Origin of the sequence: Vibrio splendidus 12E03 (assembly GCF_000272105.2) — a bacterium.
Classification (GTDB): domain Bacteria; phylum Pseudomonadota; class Gammaproteobacteria; order Enterobacterales; family Vibrionaceae; genus Vibrio; species Vibrio splendidus_I.
The window spans coordinates 1-20,667 of record NZ_AJZD02000026.1 but is presented as its reverse complement, the minus strand read 5'-3'; the positions used below and the strand labels follow the sequence as shown (position 1 = coordinate 20,667).

General features: G+C 46.4%; 19 protein-coding genes and 1 other RNA gene. 16 read left to right on the top strand and 4 right to left on the bottom strand.

Translation table 11 applies throughout. The annotated features are described in order from the left end of the window. Positions 1-26: 26 nt before the first annotated feature. Both sspA and sspB read left to right on the top strand, forming a co-directional pair. Positions 27-662 (top strand): stringent starvation protein SspA, encoded by a 636-nt coding sequence (gene sspA / locus A142_RS03100; protein ID WP_009848943.1) that lies wholly within the window; start codon positions 27-29, stop codon positions 660-662. Between the two features lie 6 nt (positions 663-668). Further along, positions 669-1,163: a ClpXP protease specificity-enhancing factor gene (gene sspB / locus A142_RS03095; RefSeq protein WP_019824590.1), complete on the top strand. Its 495-nt coding sequence runs from the start codon at positions 669-671 to the stop codon at positions 1,161-1,163. A gap of 91 nt (positions 1,164-1,254) precedes the next feature. Here sspB and A142_RS03090 read toward each other — a convergent pair whose 3' ends face one another. From A142_RS03090 to A142_RS03075, 4 genes are read right to left on the bottom strand one after another with little or no spacing between them, the layout of a single operon-like run. Further along, positions 1,255-1,860 (bottom strand): BON domain-containing protein, encoded by a 606-nt coding sequence (locus tag A142_RS03090; RefSeq protein ID WP_017059276.1) that lies wholly within the window; start codon positions 1,858-1,860, stop codon positions 1,255-1,257. A 16-nt stretch (positions 1,861-1,876) separates the two neighbouring features. Further along, positions 1,877-2,467 carry a phosphoheptose isomerase gene (locus tag A142_RS03085; protein ID WP_004729817.1) on the bottom strand — a complete coding sequence of 197 codons (591 nt, stop codon included), beginning with the start codon at positions 2,465-2,467 and terminating at the stop codon, positions 1,877-1,879. Positions 2,468-2,469: 2 nt separating this feature from the next. After that, entirely contained in the window at positions 2,470-2,868 is a 399-nt protein-coding gene (locus A142_RS03080; RefSeq protein WP_029405593.1) for a YraN family protein, read from the bottom strand. Beyond that, positions 2,855-4,672: a penicillin-binding protein activator gene (locus A142_RS03075; protein WP_019824588.1), complete on the bottom strand. Its 1,818-nt coding sequence runs from the start codon at positions 4,670-4,672 to the stop codon at positions 2,855-2,857. The genes A142_RS03080 and A142_RS03075 overlap by 14 nt, the downstream gene beginning before the upstream one ends. Before the next feature lie 61 nt (positions 4,673-4,733). Between A142_RS03075 and rsmI the strand changes: the two genes are divergently transcribed. The 14 genes from rsmI to ftsA all read left to right on the top strand — a co-directional run. Then, positions 4,734-5,600: a 16S rRNA (cytidine(1402)-2'-O)-methyltransferase gene (gene rsmI / locus A142_RS03070; RefSeq protein WP_019824587.1), complete on the top strand. Its 867-nt coding sequence runs from the start codon at positions 4,734-4,736 to the stop codon at positions 5,598-5,600. 175 nt (positions 5,601-5,775) lie between these two features. Then, positions 5,776-6,215, top strand: an RNA gene (gene rnpB, locus A142_RS03065) — RNase P RNA component class A. A gap of 228 nt (positions 6,216-6,443) precedes the next feature. Beyond that, positions 6,444-7,394 (top strand): 16S rRNA (cytosine(1402)-N(4))-methyltransferase RsmH, encoded by a 951-nt coding sequence (gene rsmH, locus A142_RS03060; protein WP_019824586.1) that lies wholly within the window; start codon positions 6,444-6,446, stop codon positions 7,392-7,394. Positions 7,395-7,397: 3 nt separating this feature from the next. Then, entirely contained in the window at positions 7,398-7,715 is a 318-nt protein-coding gene (gene ftsL, locus A142_RS03055; protein WP_019824585.1) for a cell division protein FtsL, read from the top strand. After that, positions 7,712-9,469, top strand: a complete 1,758-nt coding sequence (locus tag A142_RS03050) for a peptidoglycan glycosyltransferase FtsI (protein ID WP_019824584.1) — start codon at positions 7,712-7,714, stop codon at positions 9,467-9,469. The genes ftsL and A142_RS03050 overlap by 4 nt, the downstream gene beginning before the upstream one ends. Before the next feature lie 18 nt (positions 9,470-9,487). Next, positions 9,488-10,972: a UDP-N-acetylmuramoyl-L-alanyl-D-glutamate--2,6-diaminopimelate ligase gene (gene murE / locus A142_RS03045; protein WP_019824583.1), complete on the top strand. Its 1,485-nt coding sequence runs from the start codon at positions 9,488-9,490 to the stop codon at positions 10,970-10,972. Further along, the gene (locus A142_RS03040; RefSeq protein ID WP_019824582.1) at positions 10,972-12,345 is read left to right on the top strand and encodes a UDP-N-acetylmuramoyl-tripeptide--D-alanyl-D-alanine ligase; all 1,374 of its coding nucleotides are present in this window, start codon (positions 10,972-10,974) and stop codon (positions 12,343-12,345) included. The genes murE and A142_RS03040 overlap by 1 nt, the downstream gene beginning before the upstream one ends. Continuing rightward, a complete protein-coding gene (mraY, locus tag A142_RS03035; RefSeq protein WP_019824581.1) occupies positions 12,342-13,424 on the top strand; it encodes a phospho-N-acetylmuramoyl-pentapeptide-transferase in 1,083 nt (360 codons plus the stop codon). Before A142_RS03040 ends, mraY begins: the two co-directional genes overlap by 4 nt. 57 nt (positions 13,425-13,481) lie before the next feature. Then, positions 13,482-14,798 (top strand): UDP-N-acetylmuramoyl-L-alanine--D-glutamate ligase, encoded by a 1,317-nt coding sequence (murD, locus tag A142_RS03030; RefSeq protein ID WP_019824580.1) that lies wholly within the window; start codon positions 13,482-13,484, stop codon positions 14,796-14,798. A 22-nt stretch (positions 14,799-14,820) separates the two neighbouring features. Continuing rightward, on the top strand, positions 14,821-16,017 hold the full coding sequence (gene ftsW / locus A142_RS03025; RefSeq protein ID WP_019824579.1) for a cell division protein FtsW: 1,197 nt from the start codon (positions 14,821-14,823) through the stop codon (positions 16,015-16,017). 12 nt (positions 16,018-16,029) lie between these two features. After that, positions 16,030-17,091 (top strand): undecaprenyldiphospho-muramoylpentapeptide beta-N-acetylglucosaminyltransferase, encoded by a 1,062-nt coding sequence (murG, locus tag A142_RS03020; RefSeq protein WP_019824578.1) that lies wholly within the window; start codon positions 16,030-16,032, stop codon positions 17,089-17,091. A 13-nt stretch (positions 17,092-17,104) separates the two neighbouring features. Next, positions 17,105-18,565, top strand: a complete 1,461-nt coding sequence (gene murC / locus A142_RS03015) for a UDP-N-acetylmuramate--L-alanine ligase (RefSeq protein WP_017059288.1) — start codon at positions 17,105-17,107, stop codon at positions 18,563-18,565. A 278-nt stretch (positions 18,566-18,843) separates the two neighbouring features. Beyond that, the gene (locus tag A142_RS03010) at positions 18,844-19,536 is read left to right on the top strand and encodes a cell division protein FtsQ/DivIB (RefSeq protein WP_019824577.1); all 693 of its coding nucleotides are present in this window, start codon (positions 18,844-18,846) and stop codon (positions 19,534-19,536) included. Then, positions 19,529-20,667 (top strand): cell division protein FtsA (gene ftsA / locus A142_RS03005; protein ID WP_019824576.1); only part of this gene is annotated, 1,139 nt, incomplete at its 3' end. The genes A142_RS03010 and ftsA, both read left to right, overlap by 8 nt.

The following is a 20,667-nucleotide window of genomic DNA, read 5'->3' as shown; positions in this document are numbered from 1 at the left end:
TTATTTAAAGTGTACTGGAGGGCTCCATGGCTGTAGCTGCCAATAAACGTTCTGTAATGACTCTTTTCTCAAGTGCTTCTGATATGTATAGCCATCAGGTGCGCATCGTTCTTGCTGAAAAAGGCGTAAGTGTTGAAGTTGAGTTGGTTGATGAAAAAAATCTACCAGCAGAGCTTGTTGAACTGAACCCGTACAAATCAGTACCTACTCTTGTTGATCGTGAGCTTGCTCTATATGACTCAAAGATCATCATGGAATACCTAGATGAGCGTTTTCCTCATCCACCTTTGATGCCTGTATACCCGGTTGCTCGTGGTAACAGCCGTCTAATGATGTACCGCATTGAGCGTAACTGGTATTCAGTTGCAGAGAAGATCGTTAAAGGCAACGCTGAAGAATCTGAAGCAGCTCGCGTTAAACTGCGCAACGACCTACTGACTCTTGCTCCTATCTTCGCTGAGTATGAATACTTCATGAGCGAAGAGTTTAGCCTAATTGATTGTTACCTAGCTCCGCTACTATGGCGTTTACCTGAGCTTGGTATCGAACTGATTGGTCCTGGTTCTAAAGAGCTTAAGATTTACATGAACCGCGTATTCGAACGTGATTCATTCCTAGCTTCTCTAACTGAAGCTGAGCGTGAGATGCGACTGGTTCGCTAAGCGTTTATGGATATTTCTAATATGACTCCACGCCGGCCATACATGCTTCGTGCATTTTATGAGTGGCTGGTTGATAACGAACTAACTCCACACCTTGTTGTTGAAGCAACATTGCCGGGTGTGCGAGTTCCAGAAGAGTTTGTTCAAGATGGTCAGATCATTCTGAACATCGCGCCTCGTGCGGTTGGACAACTTGAACTGGGTAACGAAGCTGTGACGTTTAGTGCTCGCTTTAGTGGTCGTCCACGCTCTGTGATCGTTCCGCTTTACGCAGTACAAGCGATTTATGCTCGTGAAAATGGTGCTGGTACCATGTTTGAACCTGAAGAGGCTTACATGGAAGCGTTTGAAGAAGGGATTGAAGAAAGTCCTTTTGAAGAACAAGAGAAAGGCCCATCTTTGAGCGTAGCAACGGCAGACGTAGATGCTGAAGAGCCTGACTCAGATCCTGAGCCACCTCGTCCAGCGAAAGGTCGCCCAAGCCTTCGTGTTATCAAATAACGTTAGTTAAATAACGAACCAAATAAAAAAGCAGCGACTCGTCGCTGCTTTTTCTTTTCTGCTATATAGCATTTAATTGACTGGCTTACGGCTAGTTAACAGCCGTCTCTTCTTCACCGTATTCAAACGCTCGAATAACCTGTTTTACGCCAGATATGTTACGCGCAACTTCTGTCGCGATATCGGCATGCTCTCTAGTCACGAGGCCAAGCAGGAATACTTCTGAATCCTCAGTAATCACTTTTACTTTGATGCCGTTAAGCTCAGCATTTGCAAGCAGAGCTGACTTCACTTTAGTGGTAATCCAGCTGTCTTTACTGATAGCGCTCACAGACAATGGCTCTTTCACTCGAACTTGATTGTGGATGCTCTCAACGCCAGCCACTTCTTTGGCTTGGTTTTCAAAAGCGCGACGTTCTGAATCTGTGGTCGCTTGCCCCATCAGTACCACCGAACCTCGGTATGAGCTTGCGGTGACGCGTACGTTGCCACGGAAAGGTTGTTTATTGGTAATCGCTGCAACTTCGAATTCGATGTTGTTGTCGTTCCAAATCTCTTTGGTGGTTCGTGTATCAGTGACTAGGTTTGCTGTAGTTGCTGCACCAGCAATGAAAATGCCAGCACAACCAGACAGAGACAGTGTAAGTAGCGAAACACTAATCAGCTTAAACAGCCTCATAGAGGTTAATGATTTCATTGTGATGCTCCGTCTATCACTCTTCGTGAGCAGGGAAGAGTACTTGATCGATTAGGTCACATAGGCAGTGGAGTGTCACCATGTGTACTTCATGAATGCGTGCTGTACGGTGTGAAGGGATACGAATCTCTACATCGTGTTCACCAAGCAAGCCTGCCATTTCGCCACCATCTTTACCGGTAAAGGCGATGATGGTCATGTCGCGAGTTACCGCCGCTTCCATTGCCTTGATGATGTTCTTGCTGTTACCGCTAGTCGAGATAGCCAGCAGGATATCGCCAGTTTGACCAAACGCACGCACCTGCTTAGAGAAGATCTCTTCATAGTGGTAGTCGTTAGCCACGGCTGTTAGCGTGGTGTTGTCTGCTGTGAGTGCCATCGCAGGAAGGCTAGGGCGCTCTGTTTCAAATCGGTTGAGTAGGCACGATACAAATTGCTGAGCATTCGACGCCGAACCACCATTACCACAACAAAGAATTTTGTTTCCGTTAAGCAAGGTCGCAACCATTGCTTGAGCGGCATGCGTGATTGCGTCAGGCAGAGCTTCTGCAGCCGCAATTTGGATTTGAATACTTTCTGTGAAACTTTCTTTAATGCTGTCTAGCATGTTTATCCTTGGGTAATCGCGTTTTGAATCCAGTCGATAGTGTCATTCGGCCCTTCAATGGCAACAATATCAAACCTGAAATCTGTAGAGTGCACCGACAAGCCTTGCTGCATAAGCCAAACATTGGCTGTTTTGAGCAGTTTCTGTGACTTCTTGACAGTCACCATTTCAGCGGCATGTCCGTAGCGGGTTTGCTTGCGGTATTTTACCTCAGCAAACACAACCGTATTGTTGTGGCGCATTATAAGATCAATCTCGCCACATTTTGCTATGAAGTTTTCTTCTATTAACGATAAACCGTGGTTAATCAGATAAGATTTTGCCACGGTCTCGTATTTATCACCCACTTGTTTGTGGGTGATGGTTGGTTTGGATAGGAACTTTCGGCTAAAAAGCCCCATGCTCTGCCCAGCTGATTTCACGTTGAACCACACAGTTGTTATCGATGGTTAGCACACCCGTTTCACCTGGAATGCTGTAACCCTGTACTGCTTTCATCTGTGGCAGTGCATCCATTAGGTAGTATGCATCCATTCCTAGTGCTTGCAGACGCTTTTGGCCGTTTGAGTGTGCAGGCCATAGGTCGTTGAGCTCTTTATTAAGCTCGTTTTTATTCTCAACTAATAGCGGGATATCGCTGTAGAACACACCTGTTAGGTCTTCATACTGCTTATCACCGCTGTTGCTGCGTGAGTTTGAGAACAGAGCGGGTTGGCTCGCATCAGGGTTAATTGCAACTTCAATGAAGGGTTTGATTAGCGTTAGCTCTGAGTTCTTAGCCACAATGTAGACAGAATCGATATCACGACGGCTGCGTGGCTCTGTTTCTAGGTCTAGGTTCAGTAACCCGTCCATTTGAGCGATACGTTGTTGGCTCTCTTGCAAGCCGAATACCTGATTCACATTACGTTGCAGTTGGCGTTTGTCAGAGAACAAGCTGATAGCAACATCGTTGCTGCTGTATTTTTTCCACTCTTCTTTAAACGCTTGCTCAACACGCTCACCTAAACGTCCTCTTGGCGCAAGGATAAGCGGGTACTTGTAGCCTTGAGCAAATAGGTGTTTCGCTGCCTGAGCGACTTCTTGTTCTGGCGATAGAGCGAGATAACAAATGTTGGTATCTGGTTCTAGTTGCGTTGGAATGTTCAGAGCTAATGCTGGAATCGAGTTTTCGTGGTTTTTCTGCGCTTGCTGAAGCTTAGTTATGTTGCTCTTAATCAGCGGGCCAACGATGAAATCAACGTTGTTCTCTTCCAGTGTCGCTTTGATTTCAGTTGCACTTTGCACGTTGGTATCCATTACCGTCAGCGTTGCATCTTCTTCACGCTCTTTGTCATTCATCATCGCAAAGATGAAACCGTCACGTACAAGTTGTGCTTGCTTACCGTATTTACCGGTTAGAGGCAGTAATAGTGCAGTGCTGGTTGGCTTGCTGATCTCTAGCGCCAAGATGTCAGTGATCGCCTGAGGTGTGTATGTCGCTGCTGGGTGCTGAGGATTCTCTGCTAGCCAATTAGACAGGGTTTCCTGCAGGTTTGGAAGGTTTGAGTTCAGCGTCTTCATGTAAATCGCCAGCTGTAACCAACCTGCAAGAACGTCTTCTGTAGGCGACGTCTTAAGCTCTAGAATCTCATATTGAGAGTAGCTATTTAGGTTCTGCCAAATACGGTCAGCAGCTTGTTGTTGGAGCTCGTCGTCAGCGTCTAGATATTCTGAATAAAGAACTAACTCACGGCTTGCTTCAAAATACTCGCTTTGCATTTCAGAAATGTTCGCGCGTAGCTCGTGATAATCTTTCCACTGCTCGTTCGGAAGTTTCCACCAAGGCTGGAAGTTCAGTTGGCTATAAGCTTGTTCAGGCTGCGAGTTATTCACCAACAGTTGAGCGCGAGCTAATTGCCATTCCGCTTGTTGCGTTTCGCTCAGCTCTTGTTTTGCTAAGCGTTTGATCAGCAGAGTGGCTTGATCGGTTTTTCCAGCTTGCACAGAAGCCTTAAGTGCCATGATTAACCAGTCGTTTTGTAGACTTCCTTTGCTACTATCCGCCTGCATCATGTAACTTTCAGTTGATTGCGCTGGATCTAGTGTAATATCAACGCTCGTTGGTGCTTGAGGACCTGAAGAACAAGCCGCCAATGTAATTGCTAATGCAATTGGAGTTAGTAAGCGTGGTACACTGAGTCTCTTATGGTTCATCGTTGCCATGAGTTCTTTAAATTCCGTATAAATTTGTATCTATATTAATCGTTGAAGTGATGGTAAACAAATGACAGATAACAAAACCTTGCTCACAGAGAGCCCAACTCTCTACATTGTGCCAACCCCAATCGGAAATTTGGGAGATATCACTCAAAGAGCAATTGAAATTTTATCAAGTGTCGATGTTATTGCAGCCGAAGACACACGCCACACGGGTAAGCTGCTTGCTCACTTCAATATATCAACCAGAACGTTCGCTTTACATGATCATAATGAACAAACTAAAGCACAAGTTCTAGTCGAAAGGTTATTAGAAGGTCAGTCTATCGCATTAGTCTCTGATGCGGGTACTCCTTTAATTAGTGACCCAGGTTACCATCTTGTCTCACAATGTCGTCAAGCGGGTGTGAGAGTTGTGCCACTTCCTGGTGCTTGTGCTGTGATTACCGCGTTGAGTGCTTCTGGTTTACCGTCAGATCGTTTCAGTTTTGAAGGCTTCTTGCCACCAAAGAGCAAAGGTCGTAAAGACAAGTTCTTAGAGATCGCAAAAGCAGAGCGCACTTGCATCTTCTATGAATCACCGCACCGTATTTCAGACTCTCTACAAGACATGCTTGAGATTCTTGGTCCTGACCGTGAGGTTGTATTGGCGCGTGAGCTAACCAAAACCTTCGAAACCATCCAAGGGCTGCCACTGGGTGAACTTATTGAGTGGATTGAAGAAGACGCGAACCGTAAACGTGGTGAGATGGTGTTACTGATTCACGGCCACCGTGAAGAAGCGAGCACAGAATTGCCAGACGAAGCGACTCGCACACTAGGCATTCTAACCAAAGAGCTGCCTCTTAAAAAAGCGGCGGCGATGACGGCAGAAATCTACAATCTGAAAAAGAACGCTTTATACAAATGGGGCCTAGAGCATCTAGACAACTAGATACCTCTTTATAGAGTAGCTAACTTGTATTGAAAAGCTTGTGAGGAATGATGGTATTGCCGTCATTCCTCTTTTTTGTCTGAATTGTGTAAAAATTACGCAGTTGCTTAGAGGTTTGCACCATATTTGTGATCTCGCTAGACACTGCACCCTAATCTCTATACAATCCGCCCTCGGAGTTGAACGGGTAATCGCTGCTTTGCTGATGTCCTTCGGGAGACTGACGTTGAGGTCCTTCGGGAAACTGACGTTGAAGTCCTTCGGGAGACTGGTAGAGGGGAGGAACGTCCGGGCTCCATAGAGCAGGGTGCCAGATAACGTCTGGGGGGCGCGAGCCCACGACAAGTGCAGCAGAGAGAAGACCGCCGATGGCCTCATTTCTTCGGAAGGGGTACAGGTAAGGCTGAAAGGGTGCGGTAAGAGCGCACCGTGCGACTGGCAACAGTTCGTAGCAAGGTAAACTCCACCCGGAGCAAGATCAAATAGGCCCTCACATTGCGTTGCTCGCGTATGGGGGCGGGTAGATTGCTTGAGCCTGTGAGCGATTGCAGGCCTAGACGAATGGTTACCGCCGCGCAAGCGGAACAGAACCCGGCGTATGTGTCAACTCCACCTATATAAAGAACCCATCATTACTTAACGGTAGTGATGGGTTTTTTGCTTTATATTGACGTAAATTATTTAGATTTCCTTAGAATCCTTCATCCTGATATGAGCTTGGGTCAAAAATTCCCAAAGCCTATACACAATATGGTGGAGATACGGCGTGAAATCAGTACACTAAAACGTTAATAGAACAAATTATTGCCGAACTAATGGCTCAATCCACTCACTGAGAAGACTATGACAGAAGCATTCAAACATATTTCAGTATTGCTTAACGAATCTATTGACGGACTTGCGATCAACCCTGACGGTACCTACATCGATGGTATTTTTGGCCGTGGTGGTCACAGCCGTACAATCCTGTCTAAACTGGGCGAGAATGGACGACTCTTTAGTATTGACCGCGATCCACAAGCGATTGCAGAAGCGCAAAAGATTGATGACCCTCGTTTTACGATTATTCACGGCCCGTTCTCAGGTATGGCTGAATATGCAGAGCGTTATGACTTAGTCGGTCAAGTGGATGGCGTTTTACTGGATCTAGGTGTTTCTTCACCACAGCTAGATGATGCTGAGCGTGGCTTTAGCTTCATGAAAGACGGCCCGCTTGATATGCGTATGGACCCAACAACTGGTATTCCTGTTTCTCAGTGGTTAGTTGAAGCGGATCTTGATGATATCACTTGGGTTATTCGTGAGTTCGGTGAAGACAAACACGCTCGTCGTATCGCGAAAGGAATCATCGCTTATCAAGAGAGTGAAGAGAACGAACCACTAACGCGCACTGGTCAGTTGGCTAAGCTTATCTCGGATGTAGCTCCAAAAAGCTTCAAAGAGAAAAAGCACCCAGCAACACGTGCTTTCCAAGCCTTCCGTATCTATATCAACAGCGAACTTGAAGAGATCGATACCGCACTGAAAGGTGCAGCAAGCATTCTTGCTCCTCAAGGTCGTATCTCTGTTATCAGCTTCCACTCTCTTGAAGACCGCATGGTGAAGCGCTTTATCCGTAAAGAGAGCCAAGGGCCACAGGTTCCTCATGGTTTACCGCTAACAGAAGATCAAATTAAAGCTTTAGGTAGTGCCGATCTAAAACCAATTGGTAAAGCGATCAAGCCTTCTAAAGATGAAGTGGATGAGAATACTCGTTCGCGTAGCTCAGTATTACGAATCGCAGAAAAGCTATAGTCAATGAAGACCTCCAAACCGAACTTAGCCAAGATAATATTTTTTGATTTGATCTCCGTGGGCAAGGTCCCATTGATGCTTCTTATCTGTATCTTCGCGAGTGCGATGGGGGTCGTTCTTACGACACATATGTCACGTCAGGCGATCACGCAAAAAGACACGGCGTTGGTGGAGCGAGAACAGCTTGATGATGAGTGGCGAAATTTAATGCTTGAAGAGACGGCTCTGGCTGAACATAGTCGCGTTCAAGCATCGGCAAAAAGAGAGCTAGACATGAAACGTCCAGACTCTGAAAAAGAAGTTGTGATCACACTGAAATGACCGGTAAAAAGGAAAAAGCACCCGCAAAAGCCGTTAAGAAACCAACGAAAGAGCGAGTGAAGAGCGAAAAGGATTCGGATCCAATTCTTATTAAATGGCGTTTCAACGTCGTTATTGCTTTCGTGTTTCTTGCCTTTGCTGCGCTGGTTGGTCGTGTGGCTTACATCCAAATCATTGAACCAGATAACTTAATTCGTCAGGGCGACCTTCGCTCGGTACGTGTTAAGGCAATTCCTTCTGCTCGCGGTATTATTTCAGACCGTAATGGCGAGCCGCTTGCTGTGAGTGTTCCAGTTGAAGCGGTATGGGCCGATCCTAAAACGATTTTCGATAAAAACGGCATGGCCCAAATTGATCGTTGGTACGCGTTAGCCGATGTACTTGGCTTAGAGCGACAATCGATGATCGACAAGATCTCTAGTAACAAATCCCGTCGATTTATTTACCTGCAAAGACAAGTTAGCCCTGCAATGGCTAAGTATATCCGTGAGCTTAAGCTGGTGGGTGTTGGTCTGAAGGCGGAATCTCGACGTTACTATCCTGCCGGCGAAGTCAGCGCGCACCTTATCGGTGTTACCGGCATTGATGGACACGGCCTAGAAGGTGTTGAGCGCAGCTATGACAAATGGCTCACAGGCGAGGCGGGTAAGCGAACGATTCGTAAAGATCGCTACGGACGTGTTGTTGAAAACATTGCTTTAGAAGAGCGTGAAGAAGGCAAACCACTCGAGCTAACGATCGATCAACGATTACAAGCGATCGCCTACCGAGCGATTAAACAGGCGGTGGCCGATCATAAGGCGACTTCTGGCTCTGCTATTCTGTTGGATGTAAAAACCGGCGCTGTGTTGGCGATGGTCAATGCCCCTTCTTATAACCCGAACAATCGTGCGGATTTACAAAGTTTTAAGATGCGTAACCGCGTACTTACTGATGCGATGGAACCCGGCTCTACCGTGAAACCTTTTGTGGTTTTGGCGGCGCTAGAGAACGGCACGGCAGATCCAGATATCGTTATTGATACTGGCAACGGCATCATGCAGATCGGTGGTAGCCGTGTGCGAGATTCTTCTAAAGTCGGTAAGGCTGATTTAGCACTGATCCTCAAGAAGTCGAGTAACATCGGTGTGGCGAAGTTGGCACTTAACATGCCTTTAGAAGCCCTGCTTGGGATGTACAGTTCTGTTGGTCTAGGCGAAATGTCTGGGCTGAACTTAATCGGTGAAACGAGCGGTATTTTCCCGAATCGTCGTCGCTGGTCTAAGTTTGAAATTGCAACACTATCATTCGGTTACGGTTTGTCTGTGACACCGATGCAGTTGGCCCACGCGTATGCGACGCTAGCCAACAAAGGCATGTATGAACCGATTCATATTATTAAGAGCAACGACCAAGACTTTTCTAAGCAGATCATCAAGCGCGAGAACGCTGAACTGGTTTTGAATATGCTCGAAGGGGTGACTCAAAAAGGCGGCACAGCAACAAGAGCGGCCGTTCCTGGTTACCGAGTTGCAGCAAAAACGGGTACTTCTCGTAAGGCTGAAGCTGGCGGATACAGTGACGAATACATTGCGATCACCGCAGGTTTTGCCCCGGTTAGTGACCCAAGAGTCGCGCTGGTTGTTGTGGTCAATGAGCCTCAAGGTGACCTTTACTATGGCGGTTCAGTTGCTGCCCCCGTTTTTTCTGAAATCATGAAGGGTGCATTGCAAATACTGAATGTCCCTGCTGATGAAAACAAGTTTCAAGAATAGAGCCAATCAGGATTCAATATGAGTAATAGCCTCACGCTGTCATCTTTACTTTCTCCTTGGGGTGACTTTAGTTCACCTGAGCTGGATGCGATTGCTGTTGAGCAGTTGGAGTTGGATAGTCGTGCCATCAAAGACGGCGATATTTTTGTTGCTGTGGTTGGGCATGCTGTTGATGGCCGTCGTTTCATCGACAAAGCGGTCGCACAGGGAACCAATGCCGTTATCGCACAAGCTGATGCTGAAAAGGCCCATGGTCTGATTGAGTGGTTGGATGCTGTTCCAGTAATTTACATTAAAGACCTTAACTTGGTGTTATCTGAGTTGGCCGGTCGTGTTTACTCGTCTCAAGCGACTAAGTTGATAGGTGTTACCGGCACCAATGGCAAAACCACCATCACCCAATTGATTGTTCAATGGCTTGATCTTGTTGGTCAACGCTCTGCAGTAATGGGCACCACGGGTAATGGCTTTTTAGACAATCTAAAAACCGCGGCGAATACCACAGGCAGTGCGATTGAAATACAACGCACACTGAGTGAGTTAGCTGAAGAAAACGCGGCTTACACAGCTATGGAAATATCTTCTCATGGTTTGGTGCAAGGTCGCGTTAAAGCCTTGGACTTCGAAGTCGGTGTATTCACTAATTTGAGCCGTGATCATCTTGATTACCATGGCACGATGGAAGAGTACGCTTTGGCTAAGAAGAGCCTGTTTACTGAACACAAATGCAAGCACGCTGTGATAAATGTTGATGACGAAGTGGGCAAAGCTTGGATGACAGATTTATCGAATGCGATTGCTGTTTCATTACTTCCATTAACGGGCTACCAACAGTCGGTATGGGCATCTGATGTTGCCTATGCAGAAACTGGGATTAAGCTCTCTTTCGATGGTAGTTGGGGACAAGGCGATCTTTCGGTTCCATTAATTGGTCAGTTTAACGCATCAAACGTACTGGTGGCCTTTGCGACCTTGCTGTCATTAGGTATAGATAAGCAAATCTTGGTCGATACTACGCCTCAGCTGCAACCTGTGATTGGTCGTATGGAACTGTTCCAAGTGCCGAACAAAGCAAAAGTGGTTGTCGACTACGCGCATACGCCAGACGCTTTAGAAAAAGCATTAGCAGCACTGCGAGTTCACTGTTCTGGAAAATTGTGGGCTATCTTTGGCTGCGGCGGTGACCGTGACACTGGTAAGCGTCCTATGATGGCAGCGACCGCAGAGCAGTTCGCCGATAAAATCATTATTTCAGATGACAACCCTCGTAGCGAAGATCCGGCCTTGATTGTCAAAGACATGCTGGCAGGCTTAAGCAAACCAGAATCTGCATTTGTGGAACACGATCGCTACCAAGCGGTTAAGTTCGCGCTTGAACAGGCAGACAGCAATGACATTATTCTTTTGGCTGGTAAAGGCCATGAGGATTACCAAGTATTAAAAGACGAAACGATCCATTACTCAGATCGAGAGTCTGCGCTTCAACTTTTAGGTATTTCATAATGATTGATGTATCACTCGAACAGATTTGTTCAGCGGTCAGCGGTGAGTTGATTGAGGCTGGTAACTCAAACAATGCCGTAATTAATGCCGTTTCTACCGACACTCGCACCGTTGAAGAAGGCGCATTGTTTGTGGCTATTGTCGGAGAACGCTTCGATGCGCATGACTTTTGTCATCAAGCGGTTGAGGCAAATGCGAGTGCGTTGTTAGTCGAACGAAAACTTGACCTAAATATTACTCAAGTTGTTGTTGAAGACACTAAACTTGCTTTAGGTCAGCTAAGTGCTTGGATCCACAAACAATGTGACGTGCCAACCATGGCGATTACAGGAAGCTGTGGCAAAACGACCGTCAAAGAGATGGTGGCGAGCATTCTGCAGCAACGTGGCAAGGTGCTGTTTACGGCGGGTAACTTCAATAATGATATTGGTGTACCACTAACCTTACTGGGCAGTGAGCCCAATGACGACTATGCCGTGATAGAACTGGGCGCGAATCATATTGGTGAAATCGCCTATACCACGCAACTTGTGAAACCGCAGGTGGCGTTGGTGAATAACGTAGCTGCCGCGCATCTAGAAGGCTTTGGCTCAATTGATGGTGTTAAACAAGCGAAAGGTGAAATCTTTCAGGGGCTTGCTGCCGGTGATACTGCTATTGTTAATCTAGAAAGCAACGGTGGCGACTTTTGGAATGAAGTACTCGCAGATAAAACGGTACTGACATTTTCAGAAAGCGACAGTACGGCAGATTACTTTGCTAAGAATATTCGCATTAATGAGAAGGGTGAAGCTTGCTTTGAGATGCAAACACCGCAAGGCGCTATGCCGGTTGAGCTTGGCATTATTGGTCAGCATAACGTAGCAAATGCGTTGGCGGCGGCAGCGTTGAGTATTCAGTTTGGTGCCACGCTTGAAGAAGTAAAAAATGGTTTAGCGAATCTTATCTCCGTCAAAGGACGAGTTGAGGTTCAACAATTAAGTCAGAATATCAAGCTGATAGATGACAGTTATAACGCCAGCGTACCCGCGATGAAGGCGGCAGCCAAATTGCTGTCGAGCTTCAAAGGTCAACGTTGGTTGATTTTAGGCAATATGGCTGAATTAGGCGACGAAAGCCTTGCACTTCACCGTCAAGTCGGTGAATATGCTGCCCCATTCGCTTTTGAGCATCTACTCACTTACGGTGATGATACCAAGGTGATTAGTGAGGTCTGTAATGGTACCCACTTTGCAACGCATCAAGCGATGATCGCGCACATAGAGCAGCACTTATGCTTGCCAGAAAACGCGTCACATACCTTGTTGGTAAAAGGCGCGAATAGTGCAGGAATGAGTAAAATAGCCGCTGCTTTAAAGGAGAACTTTTCATGATAATTTGGCTTGCAGAGCTACTACAGCCACACCTTTCTTTTTTCCGTTTGTTCGAATACCTATCGTTTCGTGCAATCGCGAGTATTTTGACGGCTTTATGTCTGTCGCTGTGGATGGGACCTCGTTTAATTGAGCGTCTGCAAATGCTACAAATTGGCCAAGTTGTTCGTAATGACGGCCCTGAATCTCACTTTAGCAAACGTGGCACACCAACCATGGGCGGCGTGATGATCCTAGCCGCCATTATTATTACAGTATTAATGTGGGCTGATCTTTCTAACCCTTACGTTTGGGCGGTATTGGTTGTCCTTGGCGGTTACGGTGCGGTTGGCTTTGTTGATGACTACCGTAAAGTGGTTCGTAAAAACACAGATGGCTTGATCGCTCGTTGGAAGTACTTCTGGCAATCGGCTATTGCATTGGTTGTGGCGTTTGCTCTGTATGCTCACGGACACGATACAGCGGCAACCCAACTGGTGGTGCCTTTCTTTAAAGATGTGATGCCACAATTAGGTTTATTGTACATCGTACTGACTTATTTTGTTATTGTGGGTACCAGTAACGCGGTGAACCTAACAGACGGCCTAGATGGTTTGGCGATTATGCCAACAGTGATGGTTGCTGCTGGTTTTGCTGTGATTGCTTGGGCGACAGGTAACGTTAACTTCGCGGCATATCTACACATTCCATACATCCCATACACTTCTGAGCTTGTAGTTGTATGTACTGCTATCGTGGGTGCTGGGCTTGGCTTCTTATGGTTCAACACCTACCCAGCACAAGTATTCATGGGCGATGTTGGCTCACTAGCACTTGGCGGTGCATTGGGTGTGATTGCTGTGTTAGTTCGCCAAGAGTTGGTACTGGTTATCATGGGCGGTGTGTTTGTAATGGAGACTCTGTCAGTGATTCTGCAGGTGGGCTCTTATAAATTGCGTGGTCAGCGTATTTTCCGCATGGCACCGATTCACCACCACTATGAACTGAAAGGTTGGCCAGAGCCGCGTGTTATCGTGCGTTTTTGGATCATCTCAATGGTATTAGTACTGGTTGGCCTTGCGACACTGAAAGTTCGTTAATCCTGTATGAGCCTCTGAGTAGAGGCTCTTTAAAACTATTAAGAGCATCTTGTTTAAATGGAACGTTGGCAAAATATTCAAAATGTAGTGGTTGTGGGGCTCGGTATTACCGGGCTCTCTGTCGTTAAACATCTCGTAAAATATCAGCCTCATACGCATGTGAAGGTGATTGATACTCGAGAGCTACCACCGGGCCGAGAATCTTTGCCTGAATCGGTAGAGCTGCATTCTGGAAGTTGGAATAGCCAATGGTTAGCGGAAGCTGATTTGGTGGTTGCTAACCCAGGTATCGCACTCGCGACACCGGAAATTCAAGATGTTATTCAAACGGGTACTCCGGTTGTTGGTGATATTGAACTGTTTGGCTGGGCGGTAGACAAACCCGTTGTGGCAATAACAGGTTCTAACGGCAAGAGCACCGTGACTGACCTTACTGGCGTACTTGCAAAGGCGGCGGGTTTGAATGTCGGTGTCGGTGGCAACATTGGTATCCCTGCCTTAGATCTTCTAGAGCTTAATGCTGATTTATATGTTCTTGAGCTTTCAAGCTTTCAGTTAGAAACAACATCAAGCCTAAACTTAGCAGCAGCAGCATTTCTGAATCTGTCAGAAGACCATATGGATCGCTACCAAGGCATGGCCGATTACCGCGATGCCAAGCTAAGAATCTTTAATAATGCTCAATATGCGATTGTAAACCGCGACGACAAAGAGACGTATCCAGACCACAACATGTCATTAGTAACATTCGGACTCGACGGCCAGGAGTTTGGTGTCGCGACAGTTGATGGTACCGAATGGTTAATGGATAACGGTAAACCTGTACTTGCAACCCAAGATTTAACATTGGTTGGACGTCACAATGTGGCAAATGCGTTAGTCTCGCTAGCACTGCTTAAACAAGTCGGTATTGATTACAGTAAAAGCCTTGAAGCCTTGAAGGCCTACAATGGTTTGACGCATCGCTGCCAAGTGGTGGCTGACAAACGCGAAATCAAATGGGTTAACGACTCGAAAGCTACCAATGTAGCCAGTACATTAGCGGCTCTCTCGGGCTTAGAGTGCCAAGGTACTTTGTATCTTCTGGTTGGTGGGGTTGGTAAAGGTGCCGACTTTAGCGAGCTTAAGCCAGTGTTGTCGCAACTAGAGCGCGTTCAACTGTGTTGTTTTGGTGAAGATGCCGCGCAATTTATGCCGTTGCACCCATCGTCTAAGACGTTTGAAACTATGGGTGACATTATCGAGAGTATCTCGAAGCAGTTAGTTGCTGGTGATATGGTGATGTTGTCCCCAGCGTGTGCCAGCTTCGATCAATTTAATAACTTCATGGCAAGAGGTGATGCGTTCACTGAACTTGCTCATGAGTATGCCTAACGTGTTGAAGGACTAACATTCAGTGCAAAGAGTGAGAGAGATTAATCAATCTATTTGGCAATGGCTTAACCGTGCCACACCAGAGGCGCTTTACGATCGTCAATTGGTATGGATTGCTCTTGGACTGATGCTGACGGGCTTAGTGATGGTAACGTCGGCTTCGTTTCCTATCAGTGCTCGTTTAACCGATCAGCCATTTCACTTTATGTTCCGTCATGCCATCTTCCTTGTGTTGGCGTTAGGTGTCTCCAGCGTCATATTGCAAATCCCGATGCAGCGCTGGTTTCAATACAGTATGTATCTACTGGGCTTGTCCTTCTTCTTGCTGATTGTGGTATTAGCCGTCGGTAAGTCGGTTAATGGCGCATCGCGTTGGATCCCTTTAGGGCTATTTAACTTACAACCGGCAGAAGTCGCCAAGTTATCGCTGTTTATCTTTATGGCGGGCTACTTGGTTCGTAAACAAGATGAAGTCAGAAAAACCTTCTTCGGTGGTTTTGGTAAACCGATCATGGTATTCGGCGCTTTTGCCGTGCTGCTGCTAGGCCAGCCCGATTTAGGTACCGTGGTCGTAATGCTAGTGACCCTGTTCGGCATGCTATTCATTGCTGGTGCCAAGCTTTCACAGTTTATCGCCTTGATGGTGGCAGGTATTGCCGCGGTCGTCGGTTTGATTGTTATAGAACCTTATCGTGTTCGACGTGTTACCTCATTCTGGGAACCTTGGAACGACCCGTTCGGCAGTGGTTACCAGCTAACTCAGTCATTGATGGCGTTCGGCCGTGGTGATTGGATGGGGCAAGGGCTGGGTAACTCAATTCAGAAACTCGAATACCTACCGGAAGCGCACACCGATTTTGTATTTGCTGTGTTGGCAGAAGAATTGGGTTTTGTTGGCGTAACCTTAGTGTTGATGCTGATCTTTAGCTTGGTTTTTAAAGCCATTCTTATTGGTAAAAAGGCTTTTGAAAACGACCAAGTATTCAGTGGTTATCTGGCATTTGGTATTGGTATTTGGTTTGCATTTCAGACGCTTGTTAATGTGGGGGCTGCTTCAGGTATCGTCCCAACCAAAGGCTTAACCTTACCGCTGATCAGTTATGGTGGTTCAAGTCTTATCGTGATGTCGGTGGCGGTGTCTATGCTACTGCGTATCGATCACGAATGCCGAATGCAGCAGAAAGAACAAGCCGATAATCAAAACGAATTAGTAGAATAAGAATCTAACGTGATGAAACAAAACAAAAAACTTTTAGTGATGGCTGGTGGTACTGGCGGTCACGTTTTTCCAGGGTTAGCGGTAGCTAAAAAGCTTCAGCAACAAGGTTGGGAAATTCGCTGGTTAGGAACAGCAGATAGAATGGAAGCGGATTTAGTGCCAAAGCATGGCATTGAGATCGACTTCATCAAGGTGAAAGGCCTGCGTGGTCAAGGCATTAGCAAGTTAATTAAAGCGCCGTTTCAGATTATTAATGCCATACTTCAAGCAAGACAGCACATTAAAGCTTGGCAGCCTGATGTGGTACTTGGCATGGGTGGTTACGTGAGTGGCCCGGGTGGTATCGCGGCATGGTTGTCTGGCATTCCAGTGGTTCTGCATGAACAAAATGCAGTGGCAGGTTTAACTAACCAATGGCTGTCTAAAATTGCTAAAAAGGTTTTCCAAGCTTTCCCTGGTGCTTTCCCTACCGCAGAAGTGGTGGGTAACCCAGTACGCGAAGATGTGGTTGCCTTAGCTGAACCCGAGCAACGCATGGCTGAGCGTGATGGTGACATCCGCATCTTGGTTATGGGCGGTAGTCAGGGCGCCAAAATCCTGAACGATACCTTGCCAGTAACGATGGCGCAGCTTTGTGAAGGCTTCACTGTGATGCACCAAGCGGGTAAGAACAATCAACAGCAAGTCATTGAGCAATACAAATCACATTCTGTAGAGAATGTTCAAGTGACTGAATTTATTGATGATGTGGCGCAAGCTTATGAGTGGGCAGATCTATTAGTGTGTCGCTCAGGTGCATTAACCGTATCAGAAGTGTCTGCGGCAGGTGTCGGTTCTATCTTCGTTCCGTTTATGCACAAAGACAGACAACAAGCGTTGAATGCCGACCATTTAGTTGAATGTGGCGCAGCGTTAATGATTGAACAGCCTCAACTAACGGCTGATAAGCTAGCGAACACTATCGCGCAGCTTGATAGAAATGAATTAAAAATGATGGCAACAAAAGCTCGTCAAGCCGCCAAGCTTGATGCTGATGTGACCGTCGCTGAAGCGATTAAAGCTTTAGCAAAATAATGAGATTGAATTGATGACGATTGAACATACCCAAGACTTAGCGCAAATCCGTGCAATGGTGCCAGAGATGCGCCGTGTTAAATCTATCCACTTCATTGGTATTGGTGGTGCCGGAATGAGCGGGATTGCTGAAGTCTTGCTAAATGAAGGCTACCAGATCACGGGTTCTGATATTGCTCAAAACCCAGTGACTGATCGTTTAGTTAGCAAGGGTGCGACCGTTTATATCGGTCACCAAGCGAGTAACGTTGCCGACGCAAGTGTGGTGGTGGTTTCAACCGCTATCAACGAAGAAAACCCAGAAATTATTGCAGCTCGTGAAGCGCGCACACCGATCGTTCGTCGTGCAGAAATGCTGGCTGAGCTAATGCGTTTTCGTCACGGCATTGCTGTGGCAGGTACGCACGGTAAGACAACCACGACTGCGCTAGTGACACAGATTTATTCTGAAGCAGGTCTAGATCCAACCTTCGTAAATGGTGGTTTGGTGAAAAGTGCCGGCACTAACGCACGTTTAGGTTCAAGCCGTATTCTTATCGCTGAAGCCGATGAAAGTGATGCGTCATTCTTACATCTGCAACCAATGGTTAGTATCGTAACTAACATTGAAGCGGATCATATGGATACCTACGGAGGCGATTTTGAAACGCTAAAGCAGACGTTTATTGATTTTTTACACAACCTACCATTCTACGGTCAGGCTGTGATGTGTGTTGATGATCCAGTAGTGCGTGAGCTTATTCCTCAAGTAAGTCGCCAGGTGATTACTTACGGTTTCTCAGAAGATGCGGATATTCGTATTGAGAACTACGTACAAGAAGGCCAACAAGGTAAGTTCACTGTCGTACGTGAAGGTAAAGCTAACCTTGATATCACGTTAAACATTCCAGGTCGTCACAATGCATTGAATGCATCCGCGGCGATTGCTGTTGCAACAGAAGATGACATCAGCGATGAAGCGATTCTCAAAGCGATGGCGGGAACCGAAGGCACGGGTCGCCGTTTCGATCACCTAGGTGAGTATGAAACAGGTAAAGGCGTGGCAATGTTGGTTGATGATTACGGTCATCATCCAACCGAAGTTGATGTGACGATTCAAGCTGCTCGTAGTGGCTGGACTGATAAACGTCTTGTAATGATCTTCCAACCGCACCGTTATAGTCGTACTCGCGATCTGTATGATGATTTTGCGAACGTTCTTGAGCAGGTTGATGTCCTAATTCTGTTAGATGTTTATTCTGCAGGTGAGAAACCTATTGCAGGGGCTGACGGACGTTCATTAAGTCGAACTATTCGTGGGCGTGGTAAGATAGATCCAATCTTTGTTGCCGATATCAATGCACTGCCATCGGCTTTAGCCAACGTAATTCAAGGCGGTGACCTTGTTTTAACGCAGGGTGCAGGCGATGTTGGTCGAGTTGCGAAGCAGTTGGAATCGTTACAGTTAGACATTAATAAAATGCAGAACGCGTAACAGAATACTGTCTACAGACTGTGGTCAATCGCTCACTTCTTGCGATTGACCTAAAATTGACCAAAAATCTTATTATCAACGTTTGATAGTTTGATTTTGCTCAGTATAATTCATAGGTTAAAGTAAGTGCTTTTACCTCTATTACGAAGATAGGGAATAGAATTGCGAACCAACGACAGGGAATGCGGGCTTTGGTAGAAAGTACTTTTAGCGAAAACCGCCACCTATTCAGTTTACCGTCGCTCAAGAAACACGCCTTAGGCGGGTCTTTTTTTGTCATGGTATTGCTATTCATTGGGTTTCTTTTCTATACCACACTGACTTGGATGTGGGACGATCAGCGATTGCCTCTCTCCAAAATAGTACTTCAAGGCGACTTAACTTACGTAACCGCTGGTGATGTTCAACATGCCTTTAGCAAGCTAGAGCATATTGGAACCTTCATGTCGCAAGACATCGGTGTGTTACAAGACAGTTTAGAAGCGTTACCTTGGGTTTCAGTGGTCTCCATTCGTAAGCAGTGGCCAGACACAATAAAAGTATTTTTGACTGAGTACCATGCAGCAGCAATCTGGAACGGTAACATGCTGCTGAATGACGATGGTCAGGTGTTTAATGGTGATATCGGCCTGTTGAAGGGTGATAGAGTTAAGCTTTACGGCCCAGACGGCACCAGCCAAGAAGTGATAGAAAAGTGGCGACAGATAACCCCTTTGATTAACAGTCTAGGGTTAACCGTTACCTCTCTCGTTCTCAATGAGCGTCGCGCTTGGCAAATAATCCTAGATAACGGTATCCGTTTAGAACTAGGTAAAGATTCTTTAGATGCGCGTGTTGAACGCTTCATTTCGCTTTACAACGAACTTGGTAGTAAAGCGAATCAAGTGAGCTACATCGACCTCAGGTATGATACGGGAGCCGCTGTAGGCTGGTTTCCAGAGCAAGAGTTAGAAGAGAGCACAGATGACTAAGACCGCAGATGACAACATAATCGTTGGTCTTGATATAGGCACTGCGACCATATCAGCTCTGGTTGGTGAAATATTGCCTGATGGTCAAATCAATATCATTGGTTCTGGGCAAAGCCCATCCAGAGGTATGGATAAAGGTGGTGTAAACGACCTAGAGTCGGTAGTTAAGTCGGTTCAGCGAGCTATTGATCAAGCAGAGTTGATGGCGGAATGCCAAATCAGCAATGTATTTATCTCGCTATCGGGTAAACATATCGCAAGCCGAATTGAAAAAGGCATGGGCACTATCTCTGATGAAGAGGTGTCTCAAGACGATATGGATCGAGCGATCCATACCGCGAAATCAATTAAAATAGGTGATGAGCAGAGAATTCTGCACGTGATCCCACAAGAATTTACCATTGATTATCAAGAAGGGATTAAGAACCCACTTGGCTTATCTGGTGTTCGAATGGAGGTCAGCGTTCACCTAATTTCTTGCCATAGCGACATGGCGAGAAACATTATTAAAGCTGTTGAACGATGTGGTCTTACAGTAGAACAGATCGTGTTTTCAGGACTTGCCTCAAGTAATGCGGTAATTACTGAAGACGAGAGAGAGCTTGGAGTATGTGTGGTGGATATCGGCGCGGGTACGATGGATATTTCCATTTGGACTGGCGGCGCACTGCGACACACAGAAGTCTTTTCCTACGCAGGAAATGCAGTAACCAGTGATATTGCCTTCGCTTTCGGTACGCCAGTGAGCGATGCTGAAGAGATAAAAGTAAACCATGGTTGCGCTCTGAGTGAACTCGTAAGCAAGGATGACTCTGTTAACGTCCCAAGTGTTGGTGGTCGCCCATCGAGAAGTTTGCAACGACAAACTTTGTCGGAAGTGATTGAACCACGTTACACTGAACTTATGGGTCTCGTTAACCAAACTATTGATACGGTTCAATTACAGCTACGAGATGAAGGTATTAAACACCACCTTGCAGCTGGCGTCGTTCTCACTGGTGGAGCGGCACAAATTGACGGATTGGTAGAGTGTGCGGAACGTGTTTTCCGCAATCAAGTTCGAGTTGGTAAGCCGTTAGAAGTTAGTGGCTTAACTGACTATGTTAAAGAGCCGTATCATTCTACGGCGGG

Coding starts and splice junctions, on each gene's coding strand:
- sspA (WP_009848943.1), top strand. CDS start 27: ATGGCTGTAGCTGCCAATAAACGTTCTGTAATGACTCTTTTCTCAAGT.
- sspB (WP_019824590.1), top strand. CDS start 669: ATGGATATTTCTAATATGACTCCACGCCGGCCATACATGCTTCGTGCA.
- A142_RS03090 (WP_017059276.1), bottom strand. CDS start 1,860: ATGAAATCATTAACCTCTATGAGGCTGTTTAAGCTGATTAGTGTTTCG.
- A142_RS03085 (WP_004729817.1), bottom strand. CDS start 2,467: ATGCTAGACAGCATTAAAGAAAGTTTCACAGAAAGTATTCAAATCCAA.
- A142_RS03080 (WP_029405593.1), bottom strand. CDS start 2,868: ATGGGGCTTTTTAGCCGAAAGTTCCTATCCAAACCAACCATCACCCAC.
- A142_RS03075 (WP_019824588.1), bottom strand. CDS start 4,672: ATGGCAACGATGAACCATAAGAGACTCAGTGTACCACGCTTACTAACT.
- rsmI (WP_019824587.1), top strand. CDS start 4,734: ATGACAGATAACAAAACCTTGCTCACAGAGAGCCCAACTCTCTACATT.
- rsmH (WP_019824586.1), top strand. CDS start 6,444: ATGACAGAAGCATTCAAACATATTTCAGTATTGCTTAACGAATCTATT.
- ftsL (WP_019824585.1), top strand. CDS start 7,398: ATGAAGACCTCCAAACCGAACTTAGCCAAGATAATATTTTTTGATTTG.
- A142_RS03050 (WP_019824584.1), top strand. CDS start 7,712: ATGACCGGTAAAAAGGAAAAAGCACCCGCAAAAGCCGTTAAGAAACCA.
- murE (WP_019824583.1), top strand. CDS start 9,488: ATGAGTAATAGCCTCACGCTGTCATCTTTACTTTCTCCTTGGGGTGAC.
- A142_RS03040 (WP_019824582.1), top strand. CDS start 10,972: ATGATTGATGTATCACTCGAACAGATTTGTTCAGCGGTCAGCGGTGAG.
- mraY (WP_019824581.1), top strand. CDS start 12,342: ATGATAATTTGGCTTGCAGAGCTACTACAGCCACACCTTTCTTTTTTC.
- murD (WP_019824580.1), top strand. CDS start 13,482: ATGGAACGTTGGCAAAATATTCAAAATGTAGTGGTTGTGGGGCTCGGT.
- murG (WP_019824578.1), top strand. CDS start 16,030: ATGAAACAAAACAAAAAACTTTTAGTGATGGCTGGTGGTACTGGCGGT.
- murC (WP_017059288.1), top strand. CDS start 17,105: ATGACGATTGAACATACCCAAGACTTAGCGCAAATCCGTGCAATGGTG.
- A142_RS03010 (WP_019824577.1), top strand. CDS start 18,844: ATGGTATTGCTATTCATTGGGTTTCTTTTCTATACCACACTGACTTGG.